The 15,084-nt window shown below is 75.5% G+C and carries 7 protein-coding genes; 5 read left to right on the top strand and 2 right to left on the bottom strand.

Annotated elements, in window-relative coordinates:
* The first annotated feature begins 416 nt into the window (after nucleotides 1–416).
* Nucleotides 417–956: a GNAT family N-acetyltransferase gene (locus IE251_RS35610; RefSeq protein ID WP_189757082.1), complete on the top strand. Its 540-nt coding sequence runs from the start codon at nucleotides 417–419 to the stop codon at nucleotides 954–956.
* A gap of 39 nt (nucleotides 957–995) precedes the next feature.
* Here IE251_RS35610 and IE251_RS35605 read toward each other — a convergent pair whose 3' ends face one another.
* Nucleotides 996–1,949 carry a DMT family transporter gene (locus tag IE251_RS35605; protein WP_189757081.1) on the bottom strand — a complete coding sequence of 318 codons (954 nt, stop codon included), beginning with the start codon at nucleotides 1,947–1,949 and terminating at the stop codon, nucleotides 996–998.
* 71 nt (nucleotides 1,950–2,020) lie between these two features.
* On the opposite strand from IE251_RS35605, the gene IE251_RS35600 reads away from it, so the two are divergent.
* Entirely contained in the window at nucleotides 2,021–2,956 is a 936-nt protein-coding gene (locus tag IE251_RS35600; RefSeq protein ID WP_189757080.1) for a LysR family transcriptional regulator, read from the top strand.
* Between the two features lie 833 nt (nucleotides 2,957–3,789).
* Here the strand turns inward: IE251_RS35600 and IE251_RS35595 are convergent.
* Nucleotides 3,790–4,185, bottom strand: coding sequence for a hypothetical protein (locus IE251_RS35595; protein WP_189757079.1), 396 nt, complete (start codon nucleotides 4,183–4,185; stop codon nucleotides 3,790–3,792).
* Between the two features lie 140 nt (nucleotides 4,186–4,325).
* On the opposite strand from IE251_RS35595, the gene IE251_RS35590 reads away from it, so the two are divergent.
* The 3 genes from IE251_RS35590 (at nucleotide 4,326) to IE251_RS35580 (ending at nucleotide 15,084) form a co-directional block, all read left to right on the top strand.
* On the top strand, nucleotides 4,326–4,694 hold the full coding sequence (locus IE251_RS35590; protein ID WP_189757078.1) for a 5-carboxymethyl-2-hydroxymuconate Delta-isomerase: 369 nt from the start codon (nucleotides 4,326–4,328) through the stop codon (nucleotides 4,692–4,694).
* A 200-nt stretch (nucleotides 4,695–4,894) separates the two neighbouring features.
* The gene (locus IE251_RS35585) at nucleotides 4,895–10,333 is read left to right on the top strand and encodes a type I polyketide synthase (RefSeq protein WP_189757077.1); all 5,439 of its coding nucleotides are present in this window, start codon (nucleotides 4,895–4,897) and stop codon (nucleotides 10,331–10,333) included.
* Nucleotides 10,333–15,084 carry a type I polyketide synthase gene (locus tag IE251_RS35580; protein ID WP_189757076.1) on the top strand — a complete coding sequence of 1,584 codons (4,752 nt, stop codon included), beginning with the start codon at nucleotides 10,333–10,335 and terminating at the stop codon, nucleotides 15,082–15,084. Before IE251_RS35585 ends, IE251_RS35580 begins: the two co-directional genes overlap by 1 nt.

Raw genomic sequence — 15,084 nt, 5'->3', positions numbered from 1 at the left:
CGGCCCACGCGGCCGACCGGGAGACGTGCAGCGGGGTCACGTCCCTGAACACCGCTTTGACGAGAGAGGGCTTGAACGGCGGGACATCCATGCCCGAGGCGGTCCCGGGACCACCGCGCTCAGGGCGTGCGGGCTGTACGGGCATCGTGAAGAAACGCTCCTTGCCGTCGAAGTCGAAGTTGTCAGAGCCCCACGCTTCACCACGCGCTGCCGGGCGTCGACCGCCAGATCATCCCGCCATGACCCGAGCCGGCCAAACGAGATGACGGCGCCGTCCGGACTTCGCCCCCTTCACGACAACGGCCCGGCCCCACCCACCGCGCCGTGCCACGGCCATGGGCGCGAGGCACAGCGCATCACACAGGCCCGGCCAAAACGGATTGCCTTGGGGGCAGCGCTCACGTTGGCTGGGGAGCATGGCTGAAGTGCGTACCGATCGCCTCCTGCTCCGTCGATGGCAAGACTCCGACCTTGAACCTTGGGCGGCGATGAATGCCGATCCCGAGGTTCGGGAGCACTTGGGCGACCTGCTCACCCGTGAACAGAGCGATGCCTCCGTGGCGCGGTTCCAGGCCGAGTTCGATCAGCGAGGCTACGGATGGTGGGCGGTCGAAGTGCAGGCCACGGGCGAGTTCATCGGCTTCGCGGGCCTGGACCAGGTGGATGACGGCATGCCGTTCACGGGGGTGGAGATCGGTTGGAGGCTCGCTCGCTCGGCCTGGGGCCGGGGTTACGCCACCGAGGCCGCCCGGGCCGGCCTGGCCTTCGGCTTCGAGACGCTCGAACTCCCCGAGATCCTTGCGGTGACGACTGCTGCCAACCTCCGTTCCCGAGCGGTGATGCGCCGGATCGGCATGACCCGCGACCCGGCTGACGATTTCGACGACCCCACCGTGCCCGAAGGGCCACTGCGTCGGAACGTGCTGTACCGAATCGCGCGGGGCGTGAGGGTCTGACGCTCTCGGCTCGGTGTCGCGCCGTCGGGGCCGGGTGGGTCAGCGGCGTATGGAGGGCTCGTCGGTGTGTTCGTGCGTGTGCTTCGTGTGGGCCGTACGCCCGGCGACGGCCCGGGAGCGCGCCGGCGGGCCGGAGCGGCGGTTGATCAGGACGACGCCGGCCACGACGACGGCGCCGCCGAGCAGTTCGACCGGGTGCGGGATCTCGCCGAGCCAGACGAAGGACACCAGCAGGGCGACGGGCGGAACCAGGTACAGCGCGGCCGTGGACGCGGCGAGCGGCAGACGGGCGACGGCGTAGCCCCAGATCACGAAGCCCAGGGCGGACGGCAGCAGCCCGAGGAAGGCGACGGCCAGCAGCGCGTCCAGGGGGGCGTGGGTCATGGCCCGGGCCGTCGCGGGTACGAGCGGCAGCGCGAACACCGTGCCGGCGATCATGGCGTACGTCGCCACCTCCAGCCCGGTGTAGTGCCGCAGCAGCGGTTTGCTGGCGAAGTGGTAGACGCCCTGGACGACGGCCGCGGCCAGGACCACCAGGGACGCGGCGGTGAACCCGGACACCCCGTCGCTCAGCGTGACGACGGCGGTGCCCGCGAGTGCGATGACGCTGCCGATGGCCACATTGCGGCTGATGTGTTCGGCCAGGAAGGCACTGCCCAGCAGGACGCTGAACACGGGAGCGACGGCGATCAGCAGGCTCGCGGTGCCCGCCTCGACATGGATCTCGCCCCAGTTCAGCAGCACCTGGTAGGCGGTCATGCCGGTGAGCCCGCACAGCGCGATCTGCGGCAGGTCCCTGCGCCGGGGCACCCGGACCCCGGCGAACGGGGCGATGGCGGCCAGGACGACGGCGGCGATGGCCAGCCGCAGCAGCGAGAGCGCCGCCAGGCCGAGTCCGCCGACCCCCACACGGATCGCCGGGAACGCGGACGCCCACAGCACGACGGTGCCGGCCAGGGCGAGGAAGCGGGGGGAGGCGAACCGTGTGCGCATTCCTCTACGATGCCGAGACGGAAACAAGAAGGTCCAGTTAGCTTTCTTTATGTAAAGCGTAAGATGTGATGATGCTTGATGTTCGTCGGCTCAGGATCCTGCACCACCTGGCCATCCACGGCACCGTCGCGGCGGCGGCCGAGGCCCTGCATCTGACCGCGCCGGCGGTCTCCCAGCAGCTGGCCGTCCTCGAACGGGAGGCCGGCCTGCCCGTCGTGGAGAAGCACGGACGCACGCTGCGGCTGACCACCGCCGGCGAGCTGCTGGTCGCCCACGCGGAGGTGGTCCTCGGCGACCTCGCCGCCGCGGAGTCCGACCTCGCGGCGCTGCGCGGCGGCCGGCGCGGACAGGTCCGGGTGGCCGCGTTCGCCTCGGCCGCCCGCACCCTGTTCCCGGCCGTGTACCGGGCGCTCGCCGAGGAGGACGACGAGTGGTCGCGCCGGCTCGCCCTGCACCTCACCGTCCTGGAACCCGGTGACGCGCTCCAGGCCCTGCACAAGCGGGAGATCGACGTGGCCGTCGTCCACGGCTACACCGTACTGCCCCGCGACTTCCCCTCGGGCAGCGAGCAGGAGGCCCTCATGGAGGACCCCGTGGTGGCCGTGCTGCGCCTCGACCACGCCGACCGGCTGGGGCTGGCCCCCGGGGCGCCCGCGGACCTCTCCGCGCTCGCCCAGGCGCCCTGGCTGACACCCGCGCCGGACACCTCCTGCTACGAGATGATCCAGCGGACCTGTGGTGCCGCCGGGTTCGTCCCGGACATCCGGGTCCGCAGCAGCGACTTCGCCGTCCTGACCTCCCTGGTCGCCGCCGGCGCGGGCGTCGCGCTGGCCCCCCGGCTCGCCGTCCCGGACGACGCCCCCGGGGTCAGCCTGCACCCGCTGACCAGGCCGGTCAGCCGGACGGTCTTCACCGTCAGCCGCTCGGGCACCGCCCGCAGGCCCGACATACACCTGCTGAACTCCCTGCTGAAACGGGCGGCGGCCGACCACCCCGGCACCCCCTGACCGCCCGTCCACACGGTTCCGGCGGCACGGCATGCCTCCTGCCGCCCCGCCGGCCCCGTCGGCCTCCCCGCGCGTCCGGCCTCCCCGCGCGTCCGGCCGTCCCGGCGTCTCCCGGCCCTCCCGCCGGCCCCGTCGGTGTCGGGCCCGTCGTTCCGGCCCCTTCTGGCCGTTCCTGTGCCTGCCTCTGGGTGGTTCGGCCGGTCGCGTGGACGCGGGCGGGCCGCGTCGTGCTTCCGGCCGTCCTGGCGCCTTCCGGCTGTTCCCGGGTCTCCGGGGCGCCCTCCGGGTCTCCGGGCCGCCCCCCGGGTCCCGGACCGTCGCGGGCTTCTCCGGGACGTTCCCGCGTCTCCCGGCCCTTTCGGTGGTCTCGTCGGTGTGGGGCCCGTCGTTCGGGCCCTTTCCGGCTGTTCCTGTGTCTGGCTCTGGGTGGTTCGGCCGGTCGCGTGGGCGCGGGCGGGCCGCGTTGTGCTTCCGGCCGTCCTGGCGCCTTCCGGCTGGTCCCGGGTCTCACGCTCGTACCGGCGCCTCCCGGGCGCCCCCCGGGTCTCCGGGCCGTGCCTGATCTCCGGACCGTCTGGCTTCTCCGGTCTGTCCCGGTGCCTCTCGGCCGTCCTCGGGTTGTCGGGCCGTTCCCGGGTCTCCGGTCCGTTCTCGGGTTGTCGGGCCGTTCCCGGGTCTCCGGTCCGTTCTCGGGTTGTCGGGCCGTTCCCGGGTCTCCGGTCCGTCCCCGGGTCGTCGGGCCATCCCCGGGTCTCCGGTCCGCCCCCGGGTCTCCGAACCGTCCCGGCGTCTCCCGGCACAGCCCCGTACCCCCGCCCCTCCCCCCGGCCGAGTCAGCGCAGCCCAGGCAGTCGGCGTAGTTCCGGGACCCGTGGCAGGCGGGCCGTCGTCAGGTGGACCACGGCCAGTGTCAGCGTGCCCGCGGTCAGGGAGAGGGTCGTGGGTGCGGTGCCCGTGCCGAGGCGGGTGCCGCACAGCCGCGCCACCGTCCAGCCCAGGGCCGCGCCCAGGCCCGCGGCGACCAGCAGCTTGGCGTAGGTGCGGCGCAGGGTGCCGTCGTCGAGGCGTCCGCCGGCCCGGCGCCGCAGCAGCCGCACGGTCACCAGGAGCCCGATCGCGTACGACGGCGTGTACGCCCCGGCCATCGCCGTCACCGCCCAGCGCGCGGGCAGCAGCACATGGCAGGCGGTGACGAGGGCGATGTTGACCACGGCGACCCACGCGGCCATGAGGGCCGGTCCTCGATCATGCGCACAACCTATGTGAGCCGGGGGAGCGGGCCGCGATGCCGGGGCGGGCGCGGGGGACCGGACACCGTGAGAGAAAATAGTTGCCTTGAGAAACTAGGAAGTGTGATGAAAGGTCCCGCATGCCGCACCTCACCATCGACTACTCCTCCCGTCTGGCCGGAGTCCTCGACGCGAGCGTTCTCGTGAAGGAGCTGCATCCGCTAGTCCTGGAGGAATCCGGATCGACGGGCGTGTGCAAGACGCTGGTCCGGCCGGTGGACACATACGTCGGAGACATGTCGAACGGAGAGACCGCTTTCCTGCACATCGAGGTGGGCCTCCTGGCCGGCCGTCCCGACCACCAGCGGGCCCGCCTGTCCGAGCGCGTACTGGCCCTGGCCGACGGACACCTGCGCGCGGCCGGTGTGCCCGAGGCGGTCGTCTCGGTGGAGGTCAGGGAACTGGCCGGCAGCTACCGGCTGTCCACCGTGACCACGGCCGGCGGATGACCCCGCCACGGCCCCGCGCCGGCCGTCGTCACCCGGGGACCCCTTAGCCGTCGCGAGGGCCCCTGGGGGCCCTAGGGGTGTCGTGCGTCACCACCCCCTGCCTAGCCTCCGAAATCGAAAGGGGAAGCGGACCGGCAACCGTCCGGAGGCGATCCGCACGGCCCAGGCCCTCACTTCGATCCCGATCGGATGGCGCGCTGGTGAACAACGAAGAGCAACTGCTCGACTACCTCAGGCGGACGACGGCGGACCTGCGCGAGGCGCGGCGACGGCTGCGCGAGAACGAGCGACGCGCACACGGCCCGGTCGCCGTCGTCGGCATCGGCTGCCGTTACCCCGGCGGCGTCACCACTCCCGAGGAACTGTGGGACCTCGTCGCGACCGGCACCGACGCCGTGACCGGCTTCCCCGCCGACCGCGGCTGGGACGTCGACGCCCTGTACGACCCCGACCCGGCCCGGCCCGGCAAGACCTACGCCCGCACCGGCGGATTCCTGCACGACGCCGCCGACTTCGACCCCGGCTTCTTCGGCATCAGCCCCCGCGAGGCCCTCGCCATGGACCCGCAGCAGCGGCTGCTGCTGGAGACCTCCCACGAGGCCTTCGAACGGGCCGGCATCGTCCCCGCGTCCCTGCGCGGCAGCCGCACCGGCGTGTTCGCCGGCGTCATGTACAACGACTACGCCACCCGCCTCGGCTCCGTCCCCGACGACCTCGACGGCTATCTGGCCAACGGGAGCGCCGCCAGCATCGCCTCCGGCCGCGTCGCCTACACCTTCGGGCTCGAAGGACCCGTCGTCACCGTCGACACCGCCTGCTCCTCCTCCCTGGTCGCCCTGCACTGGGCGGTACGGGCGCTGCAGTCCGACGAGTGCTCCCTCGCCCTGGCCGGCGGGGTCACCGTGATGTCCACCCCGGAGACCTTCGTCGACTTCAGCCGGCAGCGCGGGCTCGCCCCCGACGGCCGCTGCAAGGCGTTCGCCGCCGCGGCCGACGGCACCGGCTGGGGCGAGGGCGCCGGCATGCTGCTGCTGGAACGGCTCGCCGACGCCCGCCGCAACGGCCACCCGGTGCTCGCCGTCATCCGGGGCAGCGCGGTCAACTCCGACGGCGCCAGCAGCCGGCTGACCGCGCCCAACGGCCCCTCCCAGCAGCGGGTCATCCGGCAGGCCCTGGCCGGTGCCGGGCTCACCCCCGCCGACGTCGACGTGGTCGAGGCACACGGCACCGGCACCGCCCTCGGCGACCCCATCGAGGCCCAGGCGCTGCTCGCCACCTACGGCCAGGACCGCGAGCGGCCGCTGCTGCTCGGCTCGGTCAAGTCCAACCTCGGGCACACCCAGGCCGCCGCGGGCGTCGCGGGCGTCATCAAGATGGTGCTGGCCATGCGGCACGGCGAGGTGCCGCCCACCCTCCACGTAGACGCGCCCACCGACCAGGTGGACTGGAGCGCCGGAGCCGTCGAACTGGCCCTGGGGCGGCGCCCCTGGCCCGCCACCGGACGGCCCCGCCGCGCCGCCGTCTCGTCCTTCGGCATCAGCGGCACCAACGCCCACGTCGTCCTCGAACAGGCACCCGCCGACCCCGAACCGGCCGAGGACACACCCGGCTCGCCCGCCCGGGAGGGCGGCAGCGTCCCCTGGATCGTCTCCGGCCGCACCCCCCAGGCCCTCACCGCGCAGATCGCCCGGCTGCGCGACCACCTCGGCACCCACCCCGGCGCCCGCCCGGCCGACCTCGGACTGTCGCTCGCCACCACCCGCGCCCGCCACGAACACAGCGCCGTCGCCGTCGGCCGGGACACCGCCGAACTGCTCGCCGCGCTCACCGCCGCCACCCCGCTCACCCGGACCGGCGGCCGGACCGCGTTCCTGTTCACCGGGCAGGGAGCCCAGCGCACCGGCATGGGCCGCGCCCTGCACCGGGCCTTCCCGGTGTACGCCGAGACCTTCGACGCGGTGTGCGCCCTCGCCGACCCGCACCTGGACCGGCCGCTCGCCGACGCCCTCGACGACGACAGCGGCCTGCTGAACCGCACCGACTACGCCCAACTCGCCCTCTTCGCCACCGAAGTGGCCCTCTACCGCCTCCTGGAGTCCTGGGGCGTCACCCCCGACTACCTGGCCGGCCACTCCGTCGGCGAGATCGCCGCCGCCCACGCCGCCGGGGTGCTGTCCCTGCCCGACGCCGTGCGGCTCGTCCTCGCCCGCGGCACCCTGATGGCGGCCCTGCCCGAGGGCGGCGCCATGGCCGCGCTGCGCGCCACCGAGGAGGAGATCACCCCCCACCTGGACGCGACGGTGGGCCTCGCCGCCGTCAACGGCCCGCGCTCGGTGGTGATCTCCGGCGCCGAGGACGCCGTGACCGCCCTCGCCGCCCGCTTCGGCGGCGGCAAGCGGCTGACCGTCTCGCACGCCTTCCACTCGCCGCTGATGGAGCCGATGCTCGCCGGCTTCGCCGAGGCCGCCGCCCGCTGCTCCTACGCCGAGCCCCGCATCCCCCTCGTGTCCACGCTCACCGGCGCCCTCGCCGACCCCGCGCACCTCACCACCCCCGGCTACTGGGTCGACCACGTCCGCCGCACCGTCCGCTTCGCCCCCGCCCTGACCACCCTGCACGACCTGGGCGTGCGGACGTTCCTCGAAGTCGGCCCGGACGCCGCCCTCACCGCGCTCGCCGCCGACTGCGTACCCGAGGACAGCGTGACCATCGCCGCCCTGCGCCGCGCCGGCGACGAGGAACACGACCTGGTCACGGCCGTGGCCCGGCTGCACGCGGTCGGCACCGACGTCGACTGGGCGGCCTTCTTCGCCCCGCACCACGCCCGGCCGACCACCCTGCCCACCTACGCCTTCCAGCGCAGCCGCCTCTGGCTGGACGCCGGCACCGGCGGCAGCGGCGACGCCGGCGGCCTCGGGCAGAGCGCCACCGGCCACCCCCTGCTGACCGCCGCGACCGACCTGCCCGACAGCGGGGGAGCGGTCCTGACCGGACGGCTCTCCCGCGCCTCGCACCCATGGCTCGCCGACCACGCCGTGCACGGCACCGTGCTGCTGCCCGGCACCGCCTTCGTGGAACTGGCGCTCCAGGCCGCGGAGCGCACCGGCTGCGACACCGTCGGCGAACTCACCCTGCACGCCCCGCTGATCCTGCCCGAGCAGGGCGCCCTCGCCGTCCAGGCCGCCGTCGGCCCCGACCGGGACGGACAGCGGGAGCTGACCGTCTGGTCCCGCCGCGCCGACACCCCCGACGCCCCCTGGACCCGTCACGCCGCCGGAGTCCTCACCTCCGCCGACGGCACGGACCCGGCCGGGCTCACCGACTGGCCGCCCCCGGACGCCGAACCCGTCGACCTGGCCGGCCTCTACCCCGCCCTGGCCCGCACCGGCTACGGCTACGGCGAGGTCTTCCAGGGCCTGCGCGCCATGTGGCGGCGCGGGGACGAGCTGTTCGCCGAGGCGGCCCTGCCCGACAGCGCCCGCGCCACCGCCGCCGGGTACGGGATCCACCCGGCCCTGCTGGACGCCGTCCTGCACGTCAACCTGCTGGACCTGCCCGACGGCCAGGCGGTCCTGCCGTTCGCCTGGGCCGGTGTCACCCTCCACGCGCCGGGCACCGACACCCTGCGCCTGCGCCTGACCCCCTCCGGCCCCGACTCCGTCGCCCTCACCCTGGCCGACGCCGCCGGCGCGCCCGTCGCCACCGTGCGCGGCCTCGTGGCCCGCCCGGTCACCGCCGACCAGCTCGCCGGGGACGGCGACGACCCGCTGTACCGGGTGGACCTCGTCCCGGCGCCCGCCGCGACGGCCCCGGCCCTGCCCGCGACGGCCGTGTGCGGCCTCGGCCACGACGACACCGGCCCCGAGAGCGGAGGTCCGGACCGCGTTTCCGGCCTCCTCGGCGCCGACGTCCCCCACCACCCCGATCTCGCCGCCCTCACCGCCGCCGGCCCCGTCCCCGACCTGGTCCTGCTGGCCGTACCGCCCGCCCCCGACGCCGTACCCGACCTGCCCGCCCTGGTGCGCGCGCGGGTGCACGGGGTCCTGGACGTGCTGCGCTCCTGGCCCGCCGACGAGCGGTACGCCGGGCGCCGGCTCGCCGTGCTGCTGCGCGCCGGCGACCTCGCTCACGCCGCCCTGTACGGGCTCGTCCGCGCGGCACAGGCCGAGCATCCCGGGCGGTTCCTGCTGGTCGACAGCGACGGCAGCGCCGACCCCGCACCGGCCCTCGCCGGCGCGCTCGCCGCCGGGGAACCGGAGATCGCGGTGCGGGACGGCGAGGTGCGGCTGCCCCGGCTGGCCCGCGCCAAGCCCGGCGCCCCGCCCGCCTGGGACCCGGACGGCACCGTCCTGATCACCGGCGGCACCGGCGGCCTCGGCGCGCTGATCGCCCGTCACCTGGTCACCACGCACGGCGTACGGCACCTGCTGCTGGCCGGGCGGCGCGGCCTGGACGCCCCCGGAGCCGCCGGACTCGCCGACGCGCTGCGCGACTCGGGCGCGGAGGTGACCGTCGCCCGGTGCGACGCCGCCGACCGCGACCAGCTGGCCGCGCTGCTCGCCGGACACGACGTACGGGCCGTGGTGCACGCCGCAGGCGTCGTCGACAACGGCGTCCTGGCCGGCCTGGACGACCGCCAGGTGGACCGGGTGCTGCGGCCCAAGGTGGACGCCGCCTGGAACCTGCACGAACTGACCCGCGAGAAGGACCTGTCCGCGTTCGTGCTGCTGTCCTCCGCCGCCGGACTGCTGGTCGGCGGCGGCCAGGCCAACTACGCCGCCGCCAACACCTTCCTCGACGGCCTCGCCGCCCACCGCCGCTCGCTCGGCCTGCCCGCCGTCTCCCTCGCCTACGGCCTGTGGTCCGGCACCGACGGCATGAGCTCCGGCATCGACGCCGCCGACCTGGAACGGCTGCGCCGGCTCGGCCTGCCGCCCCTGACCCCCGCCCAGGGCCTGCGCGCCCTCGACACGGGCCCCGGCGGCGAGGACGCCGTACTGGTGCCCGTACGCCTGGACGCCGCCGCGCTGCGCGCCCGGACCGACGGCGTCCCCGCACTGCTGCGCGGCCTGGTCCGGCCCACCCGGCGACGCGGCGCCGAAGGCGGCACCCCGGCGGGCTCCTGGCGCGACCGGCTGGCCCCGCTGACCGACCCCGACCGCGACCGCGCCCTGCTGGAGCTGGTGCGCACCCATGTCGCCGCCGTGCTCGGGCACCCCTCGCCCGAGTCGGTGGAACCGGGGCGCGCCTTCCAGGAGATGGGCTTCGACTCGCTCGCCGCCGTCGAACTGCGCAACCTCCTCGCGGGCGCCACCGGGCTCACCCTGCCCGCCACGCTCGTCTTCGACCAGCCCACACCCACCACCCTCGCCGCCCACCTCAAGACCGCGCTGGTGCCCGGCCCCGCCGACCGGGCCCGGTCCGCGCTGGCCGAGCTGGACCGCCTGGAAGCCGCGCTGCACGCCCTGCCCGACGAGGACGGCAGCCACGCCCGCGTCACCGCCCGCCTCGAAGCGCTGCTGCGCGACTGGCAGGACACCCACGGCCGGCACCCCGCGCCCGCGGCGCCCGAGGACTTCGGCGACGCCAGCGACGACGAACTCTTCGCCAGGATCGACAACGAACTGGGAGCCCTGTGATGGAAGACTCGGCCACGGCCGGCAAGCTCCGCGACTACCTCAAGCGGGCCACGACCGAGCTGGAGCGCAGCCGCCGCCGCGTACGGGAGCTGGAGGACCGCGAGCGCGAGCCCGTCGCCATCATCGGCATGGGCTGCCGCTACCCGGGCGGTGTGCGCACCCCCGAGGACCTGTGGCGGATCGTTGACGAGGGCATCGACGTCGTCACCGACTTCCCCACCGACCGGGGCTGGGACACCGAGGCGATCTACGACCCCGAGCCCGGCGCCCCCGGCAAGACCTACGTCCGCCACGGCGGCTTCCTGCACGACGCCGCCGAGTGCGACCCCGCCTTCTTCGGCATCAGCCCCAAGGACGCGCCCGGCACCGACCCGCAGCAGCGGCTGCTGCTGGAGGTCACCTGGGAGGCGTTCGAACGGGCCGGCATCGACCCCACCACCGTCAAGGGCACCCCGACCGGCGTCTTCGTCGGCCTGATGCACCACGACTACCTCGGCGGCACCATCTCCGGCAGCATCGTCTCCGGCCGCATCGCCTACACCCTGGGCCTGGAGGGCCCCGCGGTCACCATGGACACCGCCTGCTCCTCCTCCCTGGTGGCGCTGCACCAGGCCATCCAGTCGCTGCGCAAGGGCGAGTGCTCCCTGGCGCTGGCGGGCGGCGCCGCCGTCATGGCCAGCCCCGAGATGTTCATCGAGTTCAGCGAGCGCCGCGCGCTGTCCCCCGACGGCCGCTGCCACTCCTTCTCCGACGACGCCGCCGGCGCCGCCTGGGCCGAGGGCGCCGGCATGCTGCTGGTGGAGCGGCTGTCCGACGCGCTGCGCAACGGCCACGAGGTGCTCGCCGTGGTCCGGGGCTCCGCCGTCAACCAGGACGGCGCCTCCAACGGCCTGACCGCGCCCAGCGGTCCGGCCCAGATCCGCGTCATCCGGCAGGCCCTCGCCGACGCCCGGCTCGCCCCGCACCACATCGACGCGGTCGAGGCGCACGGCACCGGCACCACCCTCGGCGACCCGATCGAGGCCCAGGCCGTCATCGCCGCCTACGGGCAGGACCGGCCGGACGACCGGCCGGTGTGGCTCGGCTCCCTGAAGTCCAACATGGGCCACCCGCAGGCCGCGGCCGGGGTCGGGGCCATCATCAAGATGGTCATGGCGATGCGCCACGGCACCCTGCCCCGCACCCTGCACGTCGAGAAGCCCTCCACCGCCGTCGACTGGAGCGCCGGGGACGTCCGGCTGCTCACCGAGGCCCGCCCCTGGGACACCCCCGACGGCCGCCCGCGCCGGGCCGGCGTGTCCTCCTTCGGCATCTCCGGCACCAACGCCCACACCATCCTGGAGGAGGCGCCGCCCGCCGCCACGGAACAGGACGCCCCCGAGCGGGCCGCGCTGCCCGTGATCCCCTGGGTGCTGTCCGGCAAGGGCCCCGACGCCGTGCGCCGGCAGGCCGAACGGCTGCTCGCCGCGGCCGGCGGCCTCGACCCGTACGACGTCGGCCACTCGCTGGCCACCACCCGCACCGTGTTCACCCACCGGGCCGCCGTCACCGGCCGCGACCGGGACGAGCTGCTGGCCGGCCTGCGCGCCGTCGCCGACGGCAGCCGGCCCGCCGAGGCGGCCCCCGAACCCGGCCGGCTCGCCGTGCTGTTCTCCGGGCAGGGCTCCCAGCGGCCCGGCATGGGCCGCACCCTGTACGCCGCGTTCCCGGTGTTCGCCGCCGCCCTCGACGAGATCTGCGCCGCGTTCGACACCCACCTGGACCGGCCGCTGCGCGAGGTGATGTGGGATCAGGACACCGACCCCGCGCCGCTGCACCGGACCGTCTACACCCAGGCCGCCCTGTTCGCCTTCGAAACCGCCCTGTACCGGCTGCTGGAGCACTGGGGCATCCGCCCGGACCTGCTCGCCGGGCACTCCGTCGGCGAGGTCGTCGCCGCGCACATCGCCGGCGTGCTGGACCTGAAGGACGCCGTCGCCCTGGTCGCCGCCCGCGGCCGGCTCATGCAGGAACTGCCCGCCGGCGGCGCGATGGTGTCCCTGCTCGCCACCGAGGCGGAGGTCACCGGGCTGCTCACCGACGGCGTCGGCATCGCCGCCGTCAACGGCCCGCGCGCGGTGGTGGTCTCCGGCGACGAGGACGCCGTGCTCGCCGTCGCCGCCCGGGTGGAGAAGGCCACCCGGCTGAAGGTGTCGCACGCCTTCCACTCCCACCGCATGGACCCCATGCTGGAGGAATTCCGCGAGGTCCTGGCGCAGCTGACCTTCCGGGAGCCCGCCCTGCCGGTCGTCTCCAACGTCACCGGACGCCTCGCCGACCGGCTGACCTCGCCCGACTACTGGGTCCGGCACGTCCGCGAGGCCGTCCGCTTCCACGACGGGGTCACCACCCTGGCCGCCGAGGGCGCCACCCGTTTCCTGGAGGTCGGCCCCGACGCGGTCCTCAGCAACCTGGCCCAGGACTCGGCGCCCGTCGTCATCGCCGCCCAGCGCCGCGACCGCGCCGAGGACGCCGCCCTCCTCGACGCCGTCTGCCGGCTGCACCTGACCGGCACCGGCCCCGACTGGACGGCGCTGTTCCCCGGGGGGCGCAAGGTCGACCTGCCCACCTACCCCTTCCGCCGCGACCGGCACTGGGAGGACGCCCCCATCCTCCAGGCCGAACGCTCCGCGGCGGCCCGCGCGGGCGACGCCGCCGACCCGTTCTGGGACCTGGTCCGCGACCAGGACGTCACCGCCGTGGCCGCCACCCTCGGCGTCGCCGACGAGACCTCCGTCGCCGCCGTCGTACCGGCCCTCGCCGCCTGGCACGAGCGGCGGCAGACCGACGCCGCCGCCGACGGCTGGCGGTACCGCGTCGCCTGGGAGCCGCTGGCCCCCGCCGCCACCCCGGCGCGCGGCGGCCGCTGGCTCGCCGTCGTCCCCGCCACCGACGACCCGTGGACCACTACCGTCCTGACCGGGCTCACCGAACGGGGCCTCACCCTTGACACGCTCACCGTGACCGCCACGGCCGGCCGCGCCGAACTCGCCGCGCTGCTCGCCGGGCGGGACGGCGCCGACGGGGTGCTGTCGCTGCTCGCGCCCGCCACCGCGCCGGCCGTCACCGCCGCCCTCGTCCAGGCCCTCGGGGACGCGCAGGTCACCGCCCCGCTGTGGTGCGTCACCCGCGACGCCGTCGCGCACGGCCCGGCCGCCGCCGTCACCGGCCTCGACCAGGCCCCGGTGTGGGGCCTCGGCCGGGTCGCCGCCCTGGAACACCCCGAACGCTGGGGCGGACTGGCCGACCTGCCCGCCGAACCCGGCCCGGACACCCTCGCCCGGCTGGCCGCCCTGCTCGGCGACGCGGGCGGCGAGGACCAGGTCGTGCTGCGCGACACCGGCGCCTACGGCCGGCGCCTGGAGCCCGCCCCCGCCCGTACCGGCGCCCCCTGGACACCGTCCGGCACCGTGCTGGTCACCGGGGCCACCGGCGCCGTCGGCAGCGCCGTCGCCCGCAGGCTCGCCGCCGAGGGCGCCGATCACCTGCTGCTGACCTCCCGCCGCGGCATGGACGCCCCCGGCGCCGCCGACCTGGTCCGCGAACTCACCGACGCCGGCACCCGGGTCACCCTCACCGCCTGCGACCTCACCGACCGCCGGGCCGTGGCCGCCCTGCTGGACTCCGTACCGGCCGAACACCCCCTCACCGCCGTGCTGCACCTGGCCGGCGTCCTCGACGACGGCGTCCTGGACGCCCTCACCCCCGAGCGCTTCGACCGCGTCCTCGCCCCGAAGGCCGACGCCGCCCGCCACCTGCACGAACTCACCGCGGACCGGGACCTGTCGGCATTCGTGCTGTTCTCCTCCCTGACCGCCACCGTCGGCGGCGCGGGGCAGGCCAACTACGCCGCCGCCAACGCCTACCTCGACGCCCTCGCCGAACACCGCCGCGCCGCCGGACTGCCCGCCACCTCGATCGCCTGGGGACCGTGGGGCGGCGACGGCATGGCCGCCCACGGCACGGTCCGCTCCGCCGCCCGCGCCATGGGCATGTCCCTCCTCGACCCCGCCCGCGCGCTCACCGCGCTGCGCCGCGCCCTGGCCGGCGGCGACACCACCGTCACCGTCGCCGACGTCGACTGGGCGGTGTTCGCGCCCGCCTTCACCGCGACCCGGCCCAGCCCCCTGCTGTCCACGCTGCCCGGCGCCCGCCCCGGCACCGGCGGACCCGAACAGGCGGGCGCCGCCGACGACTTCGCGGCGAAACTCGCCGGCCTCACCGGCGGCGAACGCGACCGCGCCCTGCGGGAGCTGGTCTGCGGCCAGGCCGCCGCCGTCCTCGGCTACGCCGACGTTGACGCCGTCGAGCCGGGCACCGCCTTCCGCGACCTCGGCTTCGACTCCCTCACCTCCGTCGACCTGCGCAACCGGATCAGCGCCGCCGCCGGGGTGCCGCTGCCCGCCACGCTCATCTTCGACTACGCCACGCCCGCCGCCCTCGCCCAGCACCTGGGCACCGAACTCGCCGGCGCGGGCACCTCCTCCGTGGACTCCGTCCTCGCCGACCTCGACCGGATCGCCGCCCGGCTCGGCGGCCTGAGCGCCGAGGACATCGAACAGGGCCGGATCGCCGGCCGCCTGCGGTCGCTGCTCGGCGACCTGGACCAGGCCCTCGGCCAGGAGGAGGCCGTCGCCGTCGCCGGACGGCTCGAGGACGCCACCGCCGACGACGTCTTCGCGTTCATCGACAACGAACTCGGCTCGGCCTGA

Source organism: Streptomyces eurythermus, from assembly GCF_014649115.1.
Lineage (GTDB): Bacteria > Actinomycetota > Actinomycetes > Streptomycetales > Streptomycetaceae > Streptomyces > Streptomyces eurythermus.
This window is presented reverse-complemented; position numbering and strand designations above follow the sequence as displayed.

Coding starts and splice junctions, on each gene's coding strand:
- IE251_RS35595 (WP_189757079.1), bottom strand. CDS start 4,185: ATGGCCGCGTGGGTCGCCGTGGTCAACATCGCCCTCGTCACCGCCTGC.
- IE251_RS35600 (WP_189757080.1), top strand. CDS start 2,021: ATGCTTGATGTTCGTCGGCTCAGGATCCTGCACCACCTGGCCATCCAC.
- IE251_RS35605 (WP_189757081.1), bottom strand. CDS start 1,949: ATGCGCACACGGTTCGCCTCCCCCCGCTTCCTCGCCCTGGCCGGCACC.
- IE251_RS35610 (WP_189757082.1), top strand. CDS start 417: ATGGCTGAAGTGCGTACCGATCGCCTCCTGCTCCGTCGATGGCAAGAC.
- IE251_RS35580 (WP_189757076.1), top strand. CDS start 10,333: ATGGAAGACTCGGCCACGGCCGGCAAGCTCCGCGACTACCTCAAGCGG.
- IE251_RS35590 (WP_189757078.1), top strand. CDS start 4,326: ATGCCGCACCTCACCATCGACTACTCCTCCCGTCTGGCCGGAGTCCTC.